General features: G+C 63.7%; 19 protein-coding genes and 2 pseudogenes. 7 read left to right on the forward strand and 14 right to left on the reverse strand.

Annotated features, from left to right (window positions below):
• Positions 1–109: 109 nt before the first annotated feature.
• The 3 genes from flaF to M2319_RS13205 form a co-directional block, all read right to left on the reverse strand.
• Positions 110–478 (reverse strand): flagellar biosynthesis regulator FlaF, encoded by a 369-nt coding sequence (gene flaF / locus M2319_RS13195; RefSeq protein ID WP_264601934.1) that lies wholly within the window; start codon positions 476–478, stop codon positions 110–112.
• A complete protein-coding gene (locus tag M2319_RS13200) occupies positions 366–854 on the reverse strand; it encodes a flagellar biosynthesis repressor FlbT (RefSeq protein WP_264601935.1) in 489 nt (162 codons plus the stop codon). The genes flaF and M2319_RS13200 overlap by 113 nt, the downstream gene beginning before the upstream one ends.
• Before the next feature lie 260 nt (positions 855–1,114).
• Positions 1,115–2,665: a flagellin N-terminal helical domain-containing protein gene (locus M2319_RS13205; protein ID WP_264601936.1), complete on the reverse strand. Its 1,551-nt coding sequence runs from the start codon at positions 2,663–2,665 to the stop codon at positions 1,115–1,117.
• Positions 2,666–3,059: 394 nt separating this feature from the next.
• Between M2319_RS13205 and M2319_RS23200 the strand changes: the two are divergent.
• Positions 3,060–3,804, forward strand: a pseudogene (locus M2319_RS23200) (IS5 family transposase); the annotation flags it as partial.
• A 16-nt stretch (positions 3,805–3,820) separates the two neighbouring features.
• Here the strand turns inward: M2319_RS23200 and M2319_RS13210 are convergent.
• Entirely contained in the window at positions 3,821–5,761 is a 1,941-nt protein-coding gene (locus M2319_RS13210; protein WP_264601937.1) for a flagellin N-terminal helical domain-containing protein, read from the reverse strand.
• Positions 5,762–6,042: 281 nt separating this feature from the next.
• Here M2319_RS13210 and M2319_RS13215 point away from each other — a divergent pair.
• A pseudogene (locus tag M2319_RS13215) lies at positions 6,043–6,138 on the forward strand (IS5/IS1182 family transposase); the annotation flags it as partial.
• Positions 6,139–6,217: 79 nt separating this feature from the next.
• On the opposite strand, the gene M2319_RS13220 reads toward M2319_RS13215, so the two are convergent.
• Positions 6,218–8,134, reverse strand: a complete 1,917-nt coding sequence (locus M2319_RS13220; RefSeq protein WP_264601938.1) for a flagellin N-terminal helical domain-containing protein — start codon at positions 8,132–8,134, stop codon at positions 6,218–6,220.
• Positions 8,135–8,456: 322 nt separating this feature from the next.
• Here M2319_RS13220 and M2319_RS13225 point away from each other — a divergent pair, with 322 nt between their 5' ends.
• Entirely contained in the window at positions 8,457–10,127 is a 1,671-nt protein-coding gene (locus tag M2319_RS13225) for a tetratricopeptide repeat-containing sulfotransferase family protein (protein ID WP_264601939.1), read from the forward strand.
• A 66-nt stretch (positions 10,128–10,193) separates the two neighbouring features.
• Here M2319_RS13225 and M2319_RS13230 read toward each other — a convergent pair whose 3' ends face one another.
• The 4 genes from M2319_RS13230 to M2319_RS13245 form a co-directional block, all read right to left on the reverse strand.
• A complete protein-coding gene (locus M2319_RS13230) occupies positions 10,194–10,631 on the reverse strand; it encodes a hypothetical protein (RefSeq protein WP_264601940.1) in 438 nt (145 codons plus the stop codon).
• Between the two features lie 308 nt (positions 10,632–10,939).
• On the reverse strand, positions 10,940–11,437 hold the full coding sequence (locus M2319_RS13235; RefSeq protein WP_264601941.1) for a flagellar protein FlgN: 498 nt from the start codon (positions 11,435–11,437) through the stop codon (positions 10,940–10,942).
• Positions 11,434–11,769 (reverse strand): rod-binding protein, encoded by a 336-nt coding sequence (locus M2319_RS13240; RefSeq protein ID WP_264601942.1) that lies wholly within the window; start codon positions 11,767–11,769, stop codon positions 11,434–11,436. Before M2319_RS13240 ends, M2319_RS13235 begins: the two co-directional genes overlap by 4 nt.
• Positions 11,769–12,875: a flagellar basal body P-ring protein FlgI gene (locus M2319_RS13245; RefSeq protein ID WP_264602143.1), complete on the reverse strand. Its 1,107-nt coding sequence runs from the start codon at positions 12,873–12,875 to the stop codon at positions 11,769–11,771. The genes M2319_RS13240 and M2319_RS13245 overlap by 1 nt, the downstream gene beginning before the upstream one ends.
• A 249-nt stretch (positions 12,876–13,124) precedes the next feature.
• Between M2319_RS13245 and M2319_RS13250 the strand changes: the two genes are divergently transcribed.
• From M2319_RS13250 to M2319_RS13260, 3 genes are all read left to right on the forward strand, one after another.
• Positions 13,125–13,550, forward strand: coding sequence for a flagellar assembly protein FliX (locus M2319_RS13250; RefSeq protein ID WP_264601943.1), 426 nt, complete (start codon positions 13,125–13,127; stop codon positions 13,548–13,550).
• Between the two features lie 192 nt (positions 13,551–13,742).
• On the forward strand, positions 13,743–14,159 hold the full coding sequence (gene dksA, locus M2319_RS13255; protein ID WP_111436539.1) for an RNA polymerase-binding protein DksA: 417 nt from the start codon (positions 13,743–13,745) through the stop codon (positions 14,157–14,159).
• A complete protein-coding gene (locus M2319_RS13260) occupies positions 14,156–15,319 on the forward strand; it encodes a cytochrome-c peroxidase (RefSeq protein WP_264601944.1) in 1,164 nt (387 codons plus the stop codon). The genes dksA and M2319_RS13260 overlap by 4 nt, the downstream gene beginning before the upstream one ends.
• A 294-nt stretch (positions 15,320–15,613) precedes the next feature.
• On the opposite strand, the gene flgH is transcribed toward M2319_RS13260, so the two are convergent.
• Genes flgH through flgF form a run of 5 tightly spaced genes read right to left on the reverse strand, consistent with a single transcriptional unit; the run spans position 15,614 to position 19,033 of the window.
• On the reverse strand, positions 15,614–16,357 hold the full coding sequence (gene flgH, locus M2319_RS13265) for a flagellar basal body L-ring protein FlgH (RefSeq protein ID WP_264601945.1): 744 nt from the start codon (positions 16,355–16,357) through the stop codon (positions 15,614–15,616).
• Positions 16,354–17,358, reverse strand: coding sequence for a flagellar basal body P-ring formation chaperone FlgA (gene flgA / locus M2319_RS13270; RefSeq protein WP_264601946.1), 1,005 nt, complete (start codon positions 17,356–17,358; stop codon positions 16,354–16,356). Before flgA ends, flgH begins: the two co-directional genes overlap by 4 nt.
• A gap of 17 nt (positions 17,359–17,375) precedes the next feature.
• On the reverse strand, positions 17,376–18,161 hold the full coding sequence (gene flgG, locus M2319_RS13275) for a flagellar basal-body rod protein FlgG (protein WP_111436535.1): 786 nt from the start codon (positions 18,159–18,161) through the stop codon (positions 17,376–17,378).
• On the reverse strand, positions 18,158–18,292 hold the full coding sequence (locus M2319_RS13280; protein WP_264601947.1) for a hypothetical protein: 135 nt from the start codon (positions 18,290–18,292) through the stop codon (positions 18,158–18,160). Before M2319_RS13280 ends, flgG begins: the two co-directional genes overlap by 4 nt.
• Positions 18,293–18,295: 3 nt before the next feature.
• Positions 18,296–19,033 carry a flagellar basal-body rod protein FlgF gene (gene flgF, locus M2319_RS13285; protein WP_264601948.1) on the reverse strand — a complete coding sequence of 246 codons (738 nt, stop codon included), beginning with the start codon at positions 19,031–19,033 and terminating at the stop codon, positions 18,296–18,298.
• 298 nt (positions 19,034–19,331) lie between these two features.
• Here flgF and M2319_RS13290 point away from each other — a divergent pair, with 298 nt between their 5' ends.
• Positions 19,332–19,829, forward strand: a complete 498-nt coding sequence (locus tag M2319_RS13290) for a flagellar basal body-associated FliL family protein (RefSeq protein ID WP_264601949.1) — start codon at positions 19,332–19,334, stop codon at positions 19,827–19,829.
• The last annotated feature ends 1 nt before the right edge of the window (position 19,830 follow it).

The following is a 19,830-nucleotide window of genomic DNA, read 5'->3' on the forward strand; positions in this document are numbered from 1 at the left end:
GGTCGCGGGCCGGTTTTTTCGTGCGCGCTCCAGCCGCAAGAATGCAAACGGCGCCGCGGTCCATCGGACCCGGGCGCCGTTTGAAGCGTGCGGTTCGGCGAAGGGCGCGTCAGGCGGTGCCGCGCAGACCCTCGGCCATGACCTTGTTGATCTGGATCAGCGAGTTGAGGCGGGTCGGCTCGGACCGGCGGCTGATGCTCAGCGTATGGCGGAAGATGAAGACGGCGAGGTTGCCGATGTTCTGCTTGATCTCGCGCGGCAGCGGGCTTTCCGGCGCGGTGGCCGACGTCGCCAGAATCGACCAAAGGCGGCGGTTGAAGTCCAGCGCCTCATTGAGGCCGGAATTGTCCTCGGTCCAGCTCTCCTTAACCGCCTGAAGCTTTCTTGCGGCCTTCAGCAGGAGGCTGGCCTCCAGTTCCCGCGGGTTCGCCGTCGACTGGGTCGTCTTCTGGTAGGTTGCCGTCGCTTGATTGTACATGACTGATGAGAGCCTCTTCGTACCGGATCAGCTTCTTTGCTTCTTTGAGTGCTTTGTATGGCTTATTATTTAAGATATTATTGCTGATATTGGTCACAAACGGAATAGTGCTCGGCGCAGCCGCAATTAATTCATTGATTAATTCGAAATACTTTTGATGAAATTTTTCCGGAGTCTTGGAAAGATACATCAGCTGCACCGCAAAATAGATGTTTCGCGCGGGCGAAATGGCGTCTTCGACGGACATGATGTCTTTCTGTCGAAGTATCGGGGCGTCGCCTTCGATGAAAAAGCGGGTGCGGTGCGGTCCGTTGGTGATCGAGCTCTCGCCGATGATGATCTTCTCGCCCGGCTTCAACTCGACCTTGAGGGACATGACGCTTCCTTCCGCGAAACGGTGAACCGGCGGGGCGCTGTTGCCGCGGTCCGCGACGGTGCCGGCGCTGGCGCGGCCGGATCTCTGCCGGTCCGGGCTGCCGAGCCGCGGAGGGCATCATGGACCGAACATGCTTACCGGCTGGTTAACGGCGGCCTGTTGAAGCGCCGCCGGGCGGCAAAGAAAAAGCGGCGGAACCGCGATGGTTCCGCCGCCCTTGATGTCGTGGTTGCGGCCGGATGGCCGCCGTGTGCCGTGCCTTAGAAGAGGCGCAGGACCGCCTGGTCGGCCTGGGAGGCCAGCGACAGGGCCGTCGAGGACAGCTGCTGACGGGTCTGCAGGGCGAGCATGTTGGCCGCTTCTTCGTTGGTGTCGGCAAGAACCAGATCGTCAGCGCCGGTTTCCAGCGTGTTGATCATGTTCTTGGTGAAATCCTCGCGGTTCTCGACCATGGACAGGTTCGAACCGAAGGTGGAGGCCTGCGAGCGGATGGTGCCGAGGGCCGACTTCACCGTGCTGATCAGCGTGTCGATATCGGTGTCGGAATCCAGGGCATCAGCGTCGATGGTGCTGAGGCCGAGATAGGCCGAGTTGATGGTCTCGCCGTCTTCCGACTGGATGTCGAGGGTCGAGGTGCTGGTCTCGTTGAAGGTAATCGTCAGCAGGTCGCCCTGCAGCAGGTTGATACCGTTAAACGAGGAGTCGTCGGACAGCTTGTCGAGCTGGTCGCGCAGGTCGTTGAACTGCGTGGCCAGGTCGCTGCGGACCTCGTTACCACCGATGGTGTCGGTGCCGGTGCCGCCGTCGATGGTACCGGAGGTGACGCCGGTGACGGTGAGGTCGTTGGTCGACTGGTTCTCGATGCGCAGGCTGCCGTTGTCGTTGGACGCGCGGACCTTGTCATCGAGGCTGGAGCTCGCATTGATCTCCGAAACCAGGGTGTCGACGGTCTTCGCCGTCACATTGGTCAGGCTTTCGGCACCGCCGGCGAGACCGGAGTCACTCGCACCGGCCAGCGTTTCAGCAACGTTGGAAACGGCAACCGAAGCGACGTCGGAGCTCGAAGCAGTGTCGGCGGTGAGGACGAGTTCGCCGCCGTCGGTGCTGGCAGTGATGGCCACCGATTCGGCATCGAACAGGGCGTTCACGGCGTCGGCAAGCTCGTCGGCGGTGACAGCTTCGACGTCGGCGACGTCGAACGTTACCGCAGAACCACCATCGAGCGTCAGGCTCAGCGTGTCGGCGTCCGAGGCGGTGATCGCCACGGATTGAGCCGTCGCGCCATCGAGCGAGACGTCGAAGTCGAGCGTGCCGGCATAGCTGTCGTCGGCGTTGCTGTCGAAGTCGAGGGCGGAGAAGCCGCTGCCCGTGAAGGTGCCGGTGGATTCGGTCAGCGCGATATCGACCGCGGTGGAACCGATGGCGCCGTCGGAGAGCGACAGGGTCTCGGTGCCGGCCGGGCTGGTGCCGACGTCGACCGTGAAGGAGGTCTTTTCAAAAGACTTGTCCTGGCGGGCCTGACGCAGGGTCGACTGCATGGATTCCAGCGTGTTGGTCATGCTGGTGAGGCCGTTGTCGGCGGCTTCGAGGGTCTTCATGCCGTTCGACATGGAGTCCAACAGGCTCGACAGGTCGCTGGCGCGGTTGTTGAGCGACTGCGACGTGAAGAAGTTGGTCGGGTTGTCGAGGGCGGAGTTGACCTTCTTGCCGGTGGCCAGACGGCTCTGCGTCGTCGCCATCATGTCGGCGGTGTTCTGCAGAGAGAGGAGGTTCTGGCGAACGCCGGCGGAGAGGGTGATTTCAGATGACATTTCGTGGATCCTTCCTGGTCCAAAGCTACATGAAACAACGCCTCCTTCTGAGACGTTGGCGCCACTTAGACACAGAAGATCCTAAGTCTTAGTAAAAGCAAATCTTACAATTGTCCGGTATGTCAGAGTCTTTGCAATTTTTTTATGCGGATTTATTTAAACCGTAGTAATGGTGGATTGTTTATATCGTAGTAATCGATCTTGCATTACTTAGTAGGAAACGTTTTATACATGGCCTACAATGGTTCGCCTGCATGGACGACGCGGTCGGACCGCTCTTGCGGCGTTCCCCAAGGAGGCGGCGCTGGCGCAGGCCGGCGGATCATGCCTCTGTCGGGGGGCGCCGGGTACCCAGAGCGCGTTCCCAGGGACGGGGGCATCGAAGCGGCGTGATCTGGTTCAGTCTCCTGGAAAGGAGCGTGCCACGCGTCGCCACGAGTTGACGGATCGGGAATGGGTGGTCATCGGGCCGTTGCTGCCGCGAAGCGGCCGCGGCGTCGCCCGTGGCGATCACCGGCGGGCGATCAACGGCATTCGCTGACGCTTGCGCACCGGCTCGTCCTGGCGGGATGGTCCCGAGCGCCATGGTCCACGCACGGCGCTCCAGGATCGCTTCTCTCGTGAGGGGGGGTGTGAGGGACCGCCTTCCGGCGCGGTCTCTGGGGCCTATGACGGCGATGTCGTGACGATCGACAGGTTCTGCGTCCGTGTCCACCGGCAGGGTGCCGGCGCCAGAAAGGGGGCTTCCGATCCTTGTATGGGCATTCCCGCGGCGGCCTGACCGCCAGGATCCATGCCCTCGTCGATTCTAAAGGACGTCCGGTGCGTCTCGACCTGACGGCCGGGCAGGCCGGCGATGCGCCGATGGCGGCGCGACCGCTCGATGACGTCGCTCCTGGCGCCGCCGGTATCGCCGATCGGGTTTGTGGCACCGACGGCATCCGCTCCTTCGCCGCCCGCCGCGATGCCCGGGCGAAGAGCCCGCCGCGGTCGATCCGCAAGGGCACATTCGCGTCCAGCTGCAGGTCTGCCGTCAGCCCAACATGGCCGAACGCGTCTTCGATCGCATCAAGCAAAAGAAAAAGCGGCGGAACCGTTCTGGTTCCGCCGCCTTTGGTGTCGTCGTTGCGACCGGATGGCCGCGTGTGCCGTGCCTTAGAAGAGGCGCAGGACCGCCTGGTCGGCCTGGGAGGCCAGCGACAGGGCCGTCGAGGACAGCTGCTGACGGGTCTGCAGGGCGAGCATGTTGGCCGCTTCTTCGTTGGTGTCGGCAAGAACCAGATCGTCGGCGCCGGTTTCCAGCGTGTTGATCATGTTCTTGGTGAAGTCCTCGCGGTTCTCGACCATGGACAGGTTGGAACCGAAGGTGGAGGCCTGCGACCGGATGGTGCCGAGCGCCGACTTCACCGTGCTGATCAGCGCGTCGATGTCGGTGTCGGCATCCAGGGCGTCAGCTTCGATGGTGCTGAGGCCGAGAAAGGCCGAGTTGAGCGTCTCGCCGTTCTCCGACTGGATGTCGAGGGTCGAGGTGCTGGTCTCGTTGAAGGTCATCGTCAGCAGGTCGCCCTGCAGGAGGTTGATGCCGTTGAACGAGGAGTCGTCGGACAGCTTGTCGAGCTGGTCGCGCAGGTCGTTGAACTGCGTGGCCAGGTCGCTGCGGACCTCGTTGCCGCCGATGGTATCGGTGCCGGTGGTGCCGTCGATGGTGCCGGTAGAGGCGGTGACGCCGGTGACGGTGAGGTCGTTGGTCGACTGGTTCTCGATGCGCAGCTTGCCGTTGTCGTTGGACGCCCGGATCTTGCCCTCGAGGTTGCTGTTGGAGTTGATCTCCGCAACCAACGTGTCGACCGACTTGGCGACGAAGGCAGGTTCACCGGTGCCCGGCGTGGAGACGATGGAGTCAAGGCCATACAACCCTTCGTCGGTGCCGTCGCCGTCGGCGTCAGCCTCGATGGACGACAGAACGACGCTCGAAGAGGTGCCCTGGCTGTCGGAGGTGAAGGTGATGTAGGTGCCGTCATTGGAGACGGTGACACCGGTCACACCCGCCTCCGTCAGACCGGCCTCGATGGCCTCCTGGAGCTCATCGATGGTGCCGATCGCGAGGTCGTGGTTGCCAATGCTTTGGACGATTGAATGACCGATGGTGACGGTAGTCGGAGAGCCGGTGCCGTCGACATCGATGCCGAAACTGATCGCCTCCTCATCAAGGCCGGTGGCGGCACTGTCGGCAAGGCCGGAGGTGTTCGATATCGTGTTGCCGCCGCCGCCGTCGACAACGCCGACGCCGGAAATGGCGATGCTTGCGGAGGCCCCGCTGCTGGCGGACTGAATCCAGACTTCGCCCATGAATGAGGTCACGGTCAGGTCGGTGCCGACAGAGAAGGTGCCTTCGGCGTTGATGGCGGCGGTGATGGCCTCAGCCAGCTCGGTGTCGTCGGCAATGACGTTGTCGCCGTTGCCGATACCGGAAACAATGGACTGGTCGATCGTGATGCTGGCCGGAGAACCGGTGCCGTCGACGTCGATTTCGAAGTTCAACTGGTCGCCGCCGTCGTCGAAGGTGAGGGACGAGAAGAACGTGGCGGAGACGGCGCCGGAGGTCGCCGCGGCAAAGGCGGAGCTGCTGGTGGCGTAGGTCGCGGTGGCCGTGCCGGAGGTGCCGGGGCCGCCGCTCGTGGTCAGGTCGATCGCCTCTGCGGCACCGAGGGCGCCACCGGAGAACGTGAGCTGCTCGGTGCCGGCAGGGTTCGAGCCGACGTCGACGCTATAGGACGTCTTTTCGAAAGACTTGTCCTGGCGGGCCTGACGCAGGGTCGACTGCATCGATTCCAGCGTCTTGGTCATGCTGGTGAGGCCGTTGTCGGCGGCTTCGAGGGTCTTCATGCCGTTCGACATGGAATCCAACAGGCTCGACAGGTCGCTGGCGCGGTTGTTGAGCGACTGCGACGTGAAGAAGTTGGTCGGGTTGTCGAGGGCGGAGTTGACTTTCTTGCCGGTGGCCAGACGGCTCTGCGTGGTCGCCATCATGTCGGCGGTATTCTGCAGAGAGAGGAGGTTCTGGCGAACGCCGGCGGAGAGGGTGATATCAGACATTGGCTGGATCCTTCCTGGTCCAGGCTACTAAAATAACGCCTCTTTCTGAGACGCAGACGCTACTAGAGCGCTAAACTTCTAAGTATTAGTAAACCAGTGTATAAAATATATCCGCTTTCTCCGCTATCGACGGTGGGGTTAACAAAGTATTGATGGGGGGGCGGTAAAATCGTCGCGGAAGCGTGCGGAAGCAACGGGCGTTCGGGGCGACAGGGTGTCCGGCCATGGGCACCTGGTCGGTGCTGTCCGAGCTCGGTTAACGCAGTGTTACTTGCGGTCGGCCGCCGCGCTCGGTCCGCAAAGGCGCCTTTGCTTTCGGCCGCCGGGTTTCCCGCCAGCGCGATCTGGTCGAGCGCTTCTGCAATCCCTTCAAGCAAAAGAAAAAGCGGCGGAACCGCTCGGGTTCCGCCGCCTTTGGTGTCGTCGTTGCGGCCGGATGGCCGCGTGTGCCGAGCCTTAGAAGAGGCGCAGGACCGCCTGGTCGGCCTGCGAGGCCAGCGACAGGGCCGTCGAGGACAGCTGCTGGCGGGTCTGCAGGGCGAGCATGTTGGCCGCTTCTTCGTTGGTGTCGGCAAGAACCAGATCGTCGGCGCCGGTTTCCAGCGTGTTGATCATGTTCTTGGTGAAATCCTCGCGGTTCTCGACCATGGACAGGTTCGAACCGAAGGTGGAGGCCTGCGAGCGGATGGTGCCGAGGGCCGATTTCACCGTGCTGATCAGCGAGTCGATGTCGGTGTCGGCATCCAGGGCATCAGCGTCGATGGTGCTGAGGCCGAGATAGGACGAGTTGATGGTCTCGCCGTCTTCCGACTGGATGTCGAGGGTCGACGTGCTGGTCTCGTTGAAGGTCATCGTCAGCAGGTCGCCCTGCAGCAGGTTGATACCGTTGAACGAGGAGTCGTCGGACAGCTTGTCGAGCTGGTCGCGCAGGTCGTTGAACTGCGTGGCCAGGTCGCTGCGGACCTTGTTGCCGTCGATGGTGTCGGTGCCGGTGCTGCCGTCGACGGTGCCGGTTGAGGCAGTGACGCCGGTGACGGTGAGGTCGTTGGTCGACTGGTTCTCGATGCGCAGGCTGCCGTTGTCGTTCGACGCCCGGACCTTGCCTTCGAGGTCGCTGTTGGCGTTGATCTCCGCAACCAGGGCATCGACCGTCTTGGCGACGAGGGCGCCTTCACCGGTACCTGCCGTGGAGGTGGCGGAAGCGAGGCCATACAGCGAGTTGGTGTTGTTACCGCTGTCCGCATCGGTGTCGAAGTTGGACAGGGTCACGCTCGAGTCTTCGCCCTGGCTGTCCGAGGTGAAGGTGACGTTGGTGCCGTCATTGGCGACAGAGACACCTGTCACGCCCGCATCGGTCAAGGCCTGGTCGAGCACAGACGTCAACTCAGTGATGTCGTCGATGGTGGTCCCGACGGACGCATCGGCGAGGGTCTGTGCATCGATAGTCACCGACGTGGAGGTGCCGTCGACATCGATGTCGAAGGTGACCGCGTCCCCATCTGCACCGTTGGCCGTCGTCAGCGAGAAGCCCGTTGCATCGGCCAGGGTGTCGGAGCCGCCGTTGTTGGTGGCGGTCACGGCCGAGATGTCGAGCTGCGCATCGGCGCCCGTAGAGTCGGTGGTGAAGGTGACGTCATCGCCGGAAGCACTGACGGTGACACCGGTCACGCCGGCATCCGCCAGACCTTGCGTGATCGCGGCCGCGAGGTCGGCGCCCGAGTCGATGATGGTGGTGCCGAGGGACGCGTCAGTGAGGGTCTGCGCATCGATCGTGATCGTGGTCGGCGAGCCCGAGCCGTCGACATCGATGGTGAACTCCAGTTTGTCACCAGCGTCGTCGAAGGCCATGTCGCCTGTCCGCGTAAAGGTGGCCTCGGCGGCAGTTGACGCGGTAAAGGCCGTGGCGTCGGCGGTATAGGCAGCGGTGGCCGAACCGGCGGTGCCGGTGCCGGCCGTGGTCAGGTCGATGTCAACGCCGGCGGCGAGGGCGCCACCGGACAGCGACAACTGCTCGGTACCGGCCGGGGTATCGCCGAGATCGACGGAGTAGGAGGTCTTTTCGAAAGACTTGTCCTGGCGGGCCTGACGCAGGGTCGACTGCATCGATTCCAGCGTCTTGGTCATGCTGGTGAGGCCGTTGTCGGCGGCTTCAAGGGTCTTCATGCCGTTCGACATGGAATCCAACAGGCTCGACAGGTCGCTGGCGCGGTTGTTGAGCGACTGCGACGTGAAGAAGTTGGTCGGATTGTCGAGGGCGGAGTTGACCTTCTTGCCGGTGGCCAGACGGCTCTGCGTGGTCGCCATCATGTCGGCGGTATTCTGCAGAGAGAGGAGATTCTGGCGAACGCCGGCGGAGAGGGTGATATCAGACATTTGGTGGATCCTTCCTGGTCCAAGTTACTAAAACAACGCCTCTTTCTGAGACGCAGACGCGACTAGAGCGCTAAACTCCTAAGTATTCGTAAACCAATGTATAAAAACTATCCGTTTTCTCCGCTATCGACGGTGGGGTTAACAAAGTATTGATGAGAAGTGTGAAAATCGCCGCGGAAGCAAAGGGCGTTCGGGGCGGCAGTGTGCCCGGCCATAAGCATGTGATCGGTGCATTCCGAACTTGGTTAACGCAGTGTTAACTGCGGTCGGGTGTTAGATGGAGGCGAGCAGATTCCGGCGATCCGTCCGTAGCGAGAGAGCAATGGCGATACCGAAAAAAAGCCGCGCGCAGCGACGGCGCGACGAGAAACTTGCGAAAACGCACAAGAAGGCCGACGCCAAGCAGATCGATGCCCTAATCAAAGCGCGGCTCAACGCGATCCAGCAGCTTCGGCGGGCCGGGGAACTCACTGCCGCGTTGCAGGCCTGCCAACAACTTCACTCCGCACACCCCAACTGCCTCGACGTCACCTTTGCCCTCGGCACGGTGCACCTCGATATGGAGCAGTTTGACCAGGCCCACGGCTTGATAAAGCGGGCGGTCGACCAGGCACCCGAGCGGGGAGGGTTCTGGTTGGGTTTTGGGCTCTGTCTCCTCGCGATGGACCAGAGCGAGGCAGCACGGGCCGCGGCAAAGAAGGCGGTGGAGCGACTGCCGGAAAACCTGGTGGCGCTCGATCTGCTTGGGACCACCTGTCGCGACTGCGACGACGGGGACGCTGCATTGCAGGTCTTTGAGAGGATTCTCTCCCTCAGCCCCTCAGATGCCAAGGCAATGTATGGCAAGGCAAGGACCTTGCTGGTCCTCGGCAGGATCGAGGAGGCGGAAGCCTGGTTTCTCAAGGCACTGGAACAGGCCCCTGATTATTTCAACTGTTACCAGTTCTTGATCCAGATAAAATCCGATAAGCTCGACGTCGATTCTCTAAAAGAAGTTGTCGAGAATTATTTATCCAATGCGTCGTTCGATGAAAAAAATGTCTCTACTGCATACTATGCGCTTGGAGGAGTCGAAGATAGGGAAAAAAATTTCGACAAGGCGTTTGAATACTACATCCTAGCGAACGAAAGTCGCTCCAGGAGAAGGCCGTTCGACAAGGATCAGTTTCGTCGCGATATCGACGACCTGATCGCGTCCTTCACGGGGGACGTCGTAGCGTCGCTTTCGGAAGTCGGATGCGATAGCCGAACGCCGGTTTTCGTCGTCGGCCTGCCCCGGTCAGGCACGACCCTGACGGAGCAGATCCTGTCGAGCCATTCCAAGGTGCACGGTGCCGGAGAGTTGCGCAGAATTCCGATCATCGTCAATGCCATGAACGCGTTGGAGCTGCCGGGTATTGCCTATCCGAGGGATGTCGAACGCATTGTCCGCAGCACGCTCAGGAACCACGGCGAACAATACCTGAAGATTGCCCGGAAACGTGCGCCGGAGGGTGCCGAGCGGGTGGTCGACAAGATGCCGAGCAACATCCTGCATCTTGGCCTGATCGGCGCGATGTTCCCGAATGCGACGCTGATCCACTGCATGCGCGACCCGATGGACACGGCCGTCTCCTGCTTCATGCAGAATTTCAAGGAAACCCTAAGCTTCACCACCGATCTCGGCGCGCTTGGCCTCTATTACCGGGAGACGATGCGCCTGATGGAGCACTGGAAGGCGATCTTCCCGGGCCGCATCCTGGAGGTCCAGTACGAAGAGACCATCGCCGATCCGGAAGCCATGAGCCGCAAGCTCATCGCCCATGCCGGGCTGGAATGGGAGGATCAGTGCCTGGAGTTCCACAAGACGGACAGGTCGGTCCAGACCGCGAGCCAGTGGCAGGTGCGCCAGCCGATCTACAAGACGTCGGTGGAGAAATGGCGGCGCTACGAGAAGCACCTGGGCCCGCTGATCGCGGCGCTCAACGGCGAGGAGCCCGAGGCGGTGTCCTGACCGGGTCGGGCGGCAAATCCTGATACAAATGTCGCGGCGCGGCGGGCGTGTGGCTCGCCGCGGCCATCATGCGGTCTTCAGGTCGAAGGTTTCCGGATGCGCGTGCTGCGCGGCGTCCTGATAGAGCTTGCGCAGGCGCAGGATGCTCTCCTCCGGGATCTGGCTGACGACCTCACCGGTCTCCGCGTTGATCGTGCGGAACACCATGGCGTCGTTTTCCCGGTCCTGATAGGCCTTGCGCACGGTTTCCTGCTTGGGAACCACGTCCTGGGTGCGGTTCTCATCGGGCGCAGGAGGTTCGGGGGCCACAGAGGCCGCGGGCTCCTGGCGGGCCGGCCGCTCGGTGGCGTGCTCGGTGGCCTTGCTTGCTTCCTGTTTGCCGGTCGGCTCGACGGTCTGTTCCGTCGGCAGGTCGGTCTTCTGCTCCGCAACGTGCGTGTCGTTCCTGCGCAGGACGGTAAAGTCGGCCGTCGGCGCGGGCGGTTTCGTTACTCCATACTCCATCGGTTCTCTCCGTGAACGAGGGGCATGTATTCGTTGTATGTACAGCGAATGCAGCTCGTTTACGGTGCCGATTGTAGGGGGTCGGAATAAAGGCCGGTTTAAGAGTCTCGTTACAATTGGCGCAAAACCGGTCACCTAACGGCGAATCCGATCAATTCTTGAATCCTGGTTAATTTTCGCAAGCGCGGCGAAAGAAAAGTGTGCAAAACCCGGAAATTGGCCGTTTTTCGGCGGTCGGCCGGGCTGACTGGCCCGTTGTCCCCGGGGCTTTCCGGGGCATTCGAAGGTTAATTCGGCAAATTGGCGCGTTAAAGATTGCAGTCGACCGCGATGCCGCGCTCGCCGATGATCTTGTCCTTGGACATGGTGCCCGAGCGGCCGTAGGTCGTCGTCGCCGGACCGGCGCTGGTCTTCCTGGCGACGTTCTTGATGATGTCCTGGGAGACCTCGCGGGCGGTCGCCAAAACGGCCAGGTTGATCTGCAGGAGCGAGCGGAATTCCTCGTGGCGCGCCTTCAGCGCGGCGATCGAGGCCGGGGCGAGGCGGCTCAGCGCCAGGGCGTTGCGCTTGAACTGCTCGATATCGGCGACATAGACCTTGGCCAGCTCCGACTTGTTGGGCTGGATGTCGGAGGCTTCGATCAGCTTGCCGGCACGCACGAGCTTGGTTTCCGTATCGATGGCGGAGAGCAGCTCGTCCATGGTGGCGTTGAGCCGGCCGCACAGCTCTTCGGCGGCCTCGGCCGAGCCGATCAGCGGTTCCTCACCGGACTGGATGGCGACGGGATTGAACAACGGGGGTGTCACCGGGACGCTCCTTGCTGGATCTCGATCAACTGACTGTAGATGGCATCGGCGAGGCCGACGCCGCCCGTGGCGGCGATCTGCTTGGCGACTTCTTCGTTTTCCAGGCCGCGCCAGGTTTCTTCGGCATTGCCGCCGCCGAACGGGGCCTCGGCCTCCAGCCCGGCGGACATGGAATTCAGCATTGTGGCGATGAAAACGGACTCGAACTCCTCCGCCGCCTTGCGGGCCGGGTCGGCCTTGCCGCCGGTCGGCTGGGGCAGGTGCGGCCGCGCCGCGGCCGTGGTCGAGGTCAGGCCGCCGAGGCTGTCGGCGGAGAATGCGTCGAGTGCCATCACATCACCTCGATTTCTGCCTGGAGGGCGCCGGAGGCCTTGATCGCCTGCAGGATAGCGATGAGGTCGCGCGGGCCGATGCCGAGGGCGTTGAGGCCGTCGACCACTTCCTTCAGGGTGACGCCGCTGCGCATCAGGGCGACCTTCTTGCCCTTGTCGTCCTCGACCTCAAGTGCGGTGCGGGGCACGATCACCGTGGCGCCGAGGGTCGCCGGGTTCGGCTGGCTGACCTGCGGGGTCTCTGAAATCATCACCGTCAGGTTGCCCTGGGCGACCGCGACGGTGGAGACGCGCACGCCCTGGCCCATGACGATGATGCCGGACTGCTCGTCGATGACCACCTTGGCCGGCATGTCGGGCTCCACGAAGAGCTGCTCGATGTCGGTGAGAAGATCGACGACGTTGCCGTCGAACTGCTTCGGCACGGTGACGCGCACGGTCGCAAGGTCCGCGGGGATCGCCACCGGCTGGCCGATCAGCTCGTTGATGGCAAGCGCGACGCGGCGGGCGGTGGTGAAATCGGGATTGCGCAGGGCGAGCCGCACGGTGGAGAGCGAGGCGAGGCGGAAGTCGATCTCGCGCTCGACCACCGCGCCGTTGGCGATGCGGCCCGACGTCGGCACGCCGCGGGTGATCTTGGCGGCATCGCCCTCGGCCGAAAAGCCGCCGATGGCGACGGGCCCTTGTGCGATCGCATAGACCTCGCCGTCGGCGCCGAGGAGCGGGGTGACCAGAAGCGTGCCGCCCTGCAGGCTGTCGGCATCGCCGAGCGCGCTGACGGAGACGTCGATGCGGGTGCCCTGGGTGGTGAAGGGCGGCAGGTTGGCGGTGACCATGACGGCGGCGACGTTGTCGGTGCGCAGGTTGACGCCGCGCACGTTGACTCCGAGGCGCTCCAGCATGGCCTGCAGACTTTGCCGGGTGAAGGGGGCGTTGTTGAGCGAATCGCCCGTGCCCTGCAGGCCTACGACGAGGCCATAGCCGATGAGTTGGTTGTCGCGGACGCCCTCGATGTCGGCGATGTCCTTGATTCGCGAGGCGGAATGCGCCGCTGCGGTGGCCGCCACGAGGACGAGGGCGGCAGCAAGACAGCGAAGGAGGCGCATGGCGGACATGGAACTACCCGGGTTGAACAAGGACGTCGGCAAAAGCCGTTGCGAAATGCATGCCAGATTGATGGCCGTTGCGGCGGTCTCGTAACCTCTTGGAAATGCGCCAAAATCGACTGAGCGCGACCTGTGGTGGCAGGCGGTCACGGGTTGCCGCCCGGCAACAATTGCCGACCCGTTAACGCTTCGTTTACCGTTCGGGAAAATTCTGTCACCAGACGCAATCGGGGCTCTAGATTCGACGCCATGTATGTCAACGGACCCGGACGGACCAATCAGGTAAAGACCGCCAAGGGCGGCGGCGGGCGCCGCGCGTCCGGCGGCGGCTTTTCGCTGTCGTCGTCCAGCGGTACGCCGCAGGCGCCGTCAACGGCGGCCGGGCAGTCGATCCAGGGCATCGAGGCGATTCTGGCGCTGCAGGGGGTGGAGGATCCGACCGCGGAGCGCAAGCGCGCCGTCAGCCACTCCCACGCCATGCTCGACACGCTGGAAGAGCTGAAAATCGCGCTCTTTTCCGGCGATATCAGCGATGCCCAGCTCGACCGGCTGAGCCACATGGTGGAGCGGCGGATTACAACCGATGATCCCGATCTGAACGGGGTGCTCGGCGAAATCGAGCTTCGGGTGCGCGTCGAACTAGCCAAGCGCAATCGCTTTCCGGCCGGGGCGTGACCGCACTCCGGTCAGCGCGAAGGCCCAGCAAACAGTTCTCCGGCGAAGCTGATTTCCCAAGTCATCACGGCAGGTTAGCTGATCCGTGCATGCTCCTGAAATGCCGGATGAAATTTCTCGTGAGGTTGATTGTATCCGCGTCCGGCCGCCGTTATATTCCGCGCGGCTGGTAGCCGCTCGTTGAGAGGTTGTATGGTGGAGACTAGTGTTAAGACCTACCGTCCTTCGGACGACGAGCCGTTCATGAACGAACGGCAACGTGAATACTTCAAGGCAAAACTCCTTGCCTGGAAGGAAGACATCCTCCGGGAAAGCAAGGAAACGCTCGCCAATCTTCAGGAAGAAAACCAGAACCATCCCGATCTTGCGGACCGTGCCTCGTCGGAAACCGACAGGGCGATCGAACTGAGGGCCCGCGACCGGCAGCGCAAACTGATCGCAAAGATCGACGCGGCGCTCGGGCGGATCGAGGACGGCACCTACGGCTATTGCGAAGACACAGGGGAACCGATTTCGCTGAAGCGTCTCGACGCGCGACCGATCGCAACGCTGTCGATCGAAGCCCAGGAGCGCCACGAGCGGCGCGAACGGGTCTATCGGGACGATTGAGCACACCCATCGTGACATGCGATGCCAAGAAAAAGGCGCCTTCGCGGCGCCTTTTTTGTATCCGGCCGGTGGCGGCGGGCGCTTATAGTCGACGAATGGCCGCCGGACCTTTCTTCCTCAACGGTTTTTCTCTTCGGCTTGCCGCTCTGGCAGGGGGCTTTTTTGCGGTGCTGTCGGGTGCGGCTGACGCGGACCCCGGCCCGGGTGATGCGGCCTTCGGGCTGCCGCCGCTTGCGGTAGAATCGGCAGCCACCGAAGGGCAGGTCGCGCTCGGCAAGAAACTCTTTTTCGACGCGCGGCTATCGGAAGGCAGGCAAATGGCATGCGCCACGTGCCATGTGCCCGCCGAAGGTTTTTCTCAGACCGACCGGGCGCGGCCCGACGGCAATGACGGGCGGCCGTTGCGGCGCAATGCGCCGACGCTGCTGAACGTTGCCTGGCATGGCCCGTTCTTCCATGACGGTCGGTCGGCAACGCTGGAGGCCCAGGCGCTGGTGCCGATGACCGAGCCGCGCGAGTTCGGGGCGCCGTCGCTCGATGCGGTCGTTGCCAGAGTTTCAGGCCTTGAGGACTATCGGGGCCGGTTCGAGGCGGCGTTCGGGAGGTCCGTTTCGGCCGAAACGCTCGGCGCGGCGCTCGCCGCCTATGAGCGCTCGCTCGTCGCCGCCGACAGTCCGTTCGACCGCTGGTTCTTCGGCAAGGACGAGGATGCGCTGCCGCCGGCGGCAGTGCGCGGGTTCCGGCTCTTTCGCGGCAAGGCGGAGTGCGCCGCCTGCCACCGCATCGGCGCGACCTCGGCGCCATTCACCGATGGCAAGTTCCACGACACCGGCATTGCCTGGCGCAACGCGCAAAAGGCGGTGCCGGACGAGATCGATCGCGGCCGGGAGGAGGCGACGGGGCGGGCCTTCGATCGCTACCGGATCAAGACCCCGTCCTTGCGCAACGTCGCGCTGATGGCGCCCTACATGCATGACGGCTCGGTGAAAACGCTAGGCGAGGCGGTGCGCTTCTACGCCGACGGCGGCGTGCCCCACAAAACCCTGTCGCCGCTGATCGGGCCCATCGATCTTTCTAACAAGGAGATCGCCGATCTCGTCGCGTTCCTTAAAAGCCTGACGTCGCCGCATGCAGCGGCCTTGGGCCGGGTGAAGCCCTGACACTTGTCTTCTAAAAATGGAGGCGCGGCTGATGGGGACGGGGCTGCCCACGGCCTTTCAGAAAAGGGGAGGCGCGGCCCCCTTGGGGGAGGGGCCGCCCAAGGTCTTCCAGGAAAGAGGAGGCGCGGCCCCTTGGGGGAGGGGCCGCCCAAGGTCTTCCAGGAAAGAGGAGGCGCGGCCCCTTGGGGGAGGGGCCGCGCCGGCCGTTCGGCTTGGGGGAGCACGGTGAACGGCTTGGGGAGCTTTTTGAATTCCTCCGTTGTGGTTGGAACGGGCGGATCAGATCTGCCGTGATCAGAACGGCATGACGATGTCGTAGACCTGCTGGCCGTAGCGCGGCTGCTGGACGTCGGTGATCTGGCCGCGGCCGCCATAGGCGATGCGCGCTTCGGCGATCTTGGAGGACTCGATGGTGTTGTCGGAAGCGATGTCCTCGGGCCGCACCACGCCGGCGACGACCAGTTCGCGAACCTCGAAATTGACCCGGACCTCCTGGCGGCCCTCGATCACCATGTTGCCGTTCGGCAGCAGTTGGGTGACGACGGCCGCGACGTTGGTCTCCAGTTCTTCCGACCGGTTCACCGAGCCCTCGCCCTTGTGGGACGATTCCGTGGTCATGTTGACGGCGGCCGAGGAGTCGACGCCCTTCGGCAGGAACACCTTGCTGAGCACCGAACCGACGACGCCGCCGGCGCCGAAATCCTCGCCGGCCGAGCGCGTGCGCTCGGTGGCGTTGTCGAACTCGGCCTTGTCGGTGATCGCGACCTTGACGGTCAGGATGTCGCCGACGTTCTGCGCCCGCTGGTCCTTGAAGAAGTTGCGGTTGCCCGAGCGCCACAGCGAGTTGGAATTGTAGTGCACCGGGATCGGCTGCGGCATCGGCATCTGCACCGGCCGGTAGCCGGGCATCGCCTGGGGGTTCTCGATCGGCGAGAGCGCGGGCTCCTTGCCGACATTCTTCAGCTTGTCCGCGGTACCGCAGCCGCCGAGGCCGAGGGCGCCGACGAGCGCGACGAGAAGGAACGGCCGGATCGTCATTGCTGGGCCTCCGAAAGCTTGATGATTTTTGGCTGGGCAGTGGTCACGGAGACCTTGCCGCGGCCGATGACCCGGGTGCGCACGATGCGCCGGGACTGGGTGTTGCTGACATTGACCATGTCGTTCTCGGCGCCGGATTCCTGCGCCTGGCCGCGGGCGGTGAGCAGCAGGCCAGGGGCCTCGTAGACGATGGTGACGGTCTCGCCGCGGCGCACCAGCATCGGCGGCGCGAAGTCGCTGGCGGCGAGCGGACGGCGGGCCGGCAGGTTGCGGCGGGCGGCAAGGCCGGCGATCTTTTCCGGATCGACGACATAGCGCGCATTGGTCTGAACGGCCGGCACCTTCTCCACCAGGATGTCGTTGCGCGAGACGATCTCGTCGCGGTCGTAGGAGCGGGCCAGAACCGCCACCGCGATCATCTCCTGGGCCGATCCGTTGAGGCGGATGCGCTTCTTGCGCTCGGCCTGGTCGATGACGAAATCGGCGGTGAAGCGACCGGTGTTGCGCGACCAGTTGAGCGAGACCAGCCGCAGCGGCTCGACCGATGTCGGGCTCGCGGAGATGTCGTCCGGGGCGTTCGTCAGGGTCACGTTCAGGGAATCGCGCGAGGCGATGCGGGCGCGGTCCGCGATGGTGTCGGTGATCACCTTTACGAGATCGTCGCGGGTGAGGGTGAGCGCGGTGCGGGCGACGGTGACCTCGTCGAGGCCGCCGGTGGAGATGACGTGGAGGCCGACGCTGCGGGCGGCATCGACGACCTGCCAGGCTGCCACGTTGCCGACCTCGCCGAGGTCCGGTGCCCGGAACAGCGGCTCGCGGGCAAGGGGGCCCGCATTGTCGAAGAAATCGCCGACGGTGACGATCGGGTCCGCGACGGCGACATGGGCCTTCAGGCGCGGTTCGCCGTCGGCGTGCGCCGGAGCCGTCAGCACCGCGGCGGCGGTGAGCAGCAGGCCGGCGACGAAGGTGAGCCGAAGCATCATGGAGATGGTGGCGATCATGGTCGTTGTCCTTGCGGCTAGCGCAGGTTCGCCGTCGTCGACAGCATTTCGTCGGCACCCTTGATGACGCGGGCGTTCATCTCGTAGGCGCGCTGGGCGGCGATCAGGTCGGCAATCTCGGTGACGGCGTTGACGTTGGACATTTCCAGGTGGGCCTGCAAAAGGTTGCCGTAGCCCTCGGCGCCCGGATTGTCGGTCTGTTCCGGGCCGCTGGAGACGGTCTCCAGGAACATGTTGTCGCCGATCGCCTGCAGGCCGCCCTTGTTGGCGAAGCGGGCGAGCTCGATCTGGCCGAGGTTCTGCGGCGCGGTCTGGCCGCCGATGGTCGCCTCGACCTGGCCGAACTGGTTGATGGTGATGGAGGTGGTGTCGTCGGGAATGGTGATGCCCGGCTCCAGGATATAGCCGTCGGAAGTCACGAGCTGGCCCTCCGCGTCGCGCTCGAAGGAGCCGTCGCGGGTGTAGGCGGTGGTGCCGTCGGGCAGGCGGATGCGGAAGAAGCCGTCGCCGCGGATGGCGACGTCCAGTTCCTTCTCGGTCGGCGAGATGGAGCCCTGGGACAAGACGCGCGGGGTCGCCACGGTGCGCACGCCGGAGCCGATCTGCACGCCGCTCGGCACCATGGTGCCGGTCTCCGACGTCGTCGCGCCGACCCGGCGCAGATCCGAATAGAGCAGGTCCTGGAACTCGGCACGCTGGCGCTTGAAGCCGGTGGTGCGCATGTTGGCCACGTTGTTCGAGGTGATCTCGACGTTGAGCTCCTGGGCGAGCATGCCCGTGGCGGCGGAATAGAGCGCTCTCATTGCATCGGCTCCTTCATCTCATGGGTGGTGCCGGTGGTGCCGGTGGTGCCGGTGGGGGTGGTGCCGGTGGGGGTGGTGTCGGTGGGGACGGCTCGGGTCGCGTCGGGCATTGCAGAGGGGGAGGAGGTCATCGCTCAGGCCTCCAGCCGGCCGAGGGCGTTGATCGCGTCCTTGCGCAGATCGTCGGTCTGCTTGGCGATGTTGGAGACGGTCTGGTAGGTGCGGGTGACGTCGATCATCCGGGTCATCTCCACGACGCCGCGCACATTGGAGCGCTCGATCATGCCCTGGGTGACCCGGGCGCCGGCGTTCGGGCCGGGGTTCTCGCCGGAAAACAGATTGTCGCCGATGGGCTTCAGGATCCCTTCGTCGGCAAAGCTGACGATGCGCAGCTTGCCGCGAACGCCCTGGCTCGTCGAAATCGTGCCGTCGGAGGCGATCAGGATGCCGGTGTCGTCCGGGCTGAAGACGATCGGGCCGCCTTCGCCGAGCACCGGATTGCCGTCCTGGGTGACGAGCTGGCTGTTGGCGTTGATGCCGAACGAGCCGTTGCGGGTGTAGCGCTCGCCCTCGGCGGTCTGGACCGCGAACCAGCCCTTGCCGTTGATCGCGGCATCCAGCGGGTTGCCGGTCGGCACCGTCGGGCCGGCCGAGAAATCGTAGCTCGAGGTGTAGTCGGCCACATAGGACAGCGGCTTGTCGCCGGGGCGGAAGGAATTCTCCCGCGCCACCGGCATGACGAACTCCTCGACGGCCAGTTGCTGGGCCTTGTAGCCGGTCGTGTTGATGTTCGCCACGTTGTTGGCGATGACGTCGAGCTGGCGCCGAAGCACCACCTGACGGGACAGATTAATGAGTTGTGCGTTTTCCATCGCAGCAAACTCCCCCAAATGCTCCCCAATGCGACGCCCCAGTCTCCCCAGACCGGACGTCGCCAATCGGATTGCATGGGGCGTGCCAATTTGAAACGCCTTCAAAAACAAGCATTTAGGAATTTTGCAATTTGCAAGCTGGCAGAAACTGCCGGGAATTCCTGCCGTCCGGCAAGGTTTGCCGGGTCGGATTAAGGATCACGAAACCATTCGTTAACCAGTCGCTTACTAAGAATGGAGACGTTCGATTTGGCGCTTGCCAGGCGGGCGGACCACGTTTCCTGCGGGACCCTTTGGAATGGCCGAAGACGACGCACAGACAGACGAGCTTGAGGAAGGCGCGGAAGGGAAACCGTCCGGCAAGCGCAAGCTCATCCTTTTCGGCGCAATCGGGTTCCTGGTCCTCGGTGGCGGCGCCGCCGCGTTCCTGCTCGGCCTGTTCGACAGCGGGCCGCCGGAGGCCGACACGGCCCAGCAGGAAGTGCAGCAGGAGGTCTATTTCTATGATCTGCCGGAGCTGACGGTGAACCTGTCGACGATCGACAACCGCAACGCCTATCTGAAGATGCGCATCTCGCTGGAAGTCGACGACCAGTCGGTCGCCAACAAGATCGAGCCGTACCTGCCGCGCATCCTCGACACCTTCCAGGTCTACCTGCGCGAACTGCGCTCCACGGACCTGCGCGGCTCCTCGGGCCTGTTCCGCCTGAAGGAGGAACTCCACCGCCGGATCAACATCGCGATCTATCCGGCGAAGGTCAACGACGTGCTGTTCAAGCAGCTCATCATCCAGTAGG

This window comes from Rhodobium gokarnense, assembly GCF_025961475.1.
Taxonomy (GTDB): Bacteria; Pseudomonadota; Alphaproteobacteria; order Rhizobiales; family Rhodobiaceae; genus Rhodobium; species Rhodobium gokarnense.

Coding starts and splice junctions, on each gene's coding strand:
- flaF (WP_264601934.1), bottom strand. CDS start 478: ATGTACAATCAAGCGACGGCAACCTACCAGAAGACGACCCAGTCGACG.
- M2319_RS13200 (WP_264601935.1), bottom strand. CDS start 854: ATGTCCCTCAAGGTCGAGTTGAAGCCGGGCGAGAAGATCATCATCGGC.
- M2319_RS13205 (WP_264601936.1), bottom strand. CDS start 2,665: ATGTCATCTGAAATCACCCTCTCCGCCGGCGTTCGCCAGAACCTCCTC.
- M2319_RS13210 (WP_264601937.1), bottom strand. CDS start 5,761: ATGTCTGATATCACCCTCTCCGCCGGCGTTCGCCAGAACCTCCTCTCT.
- M2319_RS13220 (WP_264601938.1), bottom strand. CDS start 8,134: ATGTCTGATATCACCCTCTCCGCCGGCGTTCGCCAGAATCTCCTCTCT.
- M2319_RS13225 (WP_264601939.1), top strand. CDS start 8,457: ATGGCGATACCGAAAAAAAGCCGCGCGCAGCGACGGCGCGACGAGAAA.
- M2319_RS13230 (WP_264601940.1), bottom strand. CDS start 10,631: ATGGAGTATGGAGTAACGAAACCGCCCGCGCCGACGGCCGACTTTACC.
- M2319_RS13240 (WP_264601942.1), bottom strand. CDS start 11,769: ATGGCACTCGACGCATTCTCCGCCGACAGCCTCGGCGGCCTGACCTCG.
- M2319_RS13245 (WP_264602143.1), bottom strand. CDS start 12,875: ATGCGCCTCCTTCGCTGTCTTGCTGCCGCCCTCGTCCTCGTGGCGGCC.
- M2319_RS13250 (WP_264601943.1), top strand. CDS start 13,125: ATGTATGTCAACGGACCCGGACGGACCAATCAGGTAAAGACCGCCAAG.
- dksA (WP_111436539.1), top strand. CDS start 13,743: ATGGTGGAGACTAGTGTTAAGACCTACCGTCCTTCGGACGACGAGCCG.
- flgH (WP_264601945.1), bottom strand. CDS start 16,357: ATGACGATCCGGCCGTTCCTTCTCGTCGCGCTCGTCGGCGCCCTCGGC.
- flgA (WP_264601946.1), bottom strand. CDS start 17,358: ATGATCGCCACCATCTCCATGATGCTTCGGCTCACCTTCGTCGCCGGC.
- flgG (WP_111436535.1), bottom strand. CDS start 18,161: ATGAGAGCGCTCTATTCCGCCGCCACGGGCATGCTCGCCCAGGAGCTC.
- M2319_RS13280 (WP_264601947.1), bottom strand. CDS start 18,292: ATGACCTCCTCCCCCTCTGCAATGCCCGACGCGACCCGAGCCGTCCCC.
- flgF (WP_264601948.1), bottom strand. CDS start 19,033: ATGGAAAACGCACAACTCATTAATCTGTCCCGTCAGGTGGTGCTTCGG.
- M2319_RS13290 (WP_264601949.1), top strand. CDS start 19,332: ATGGCCGAAGACGACGCACAGACAGACGAGCTTGAGGAAGGCGCGGAA.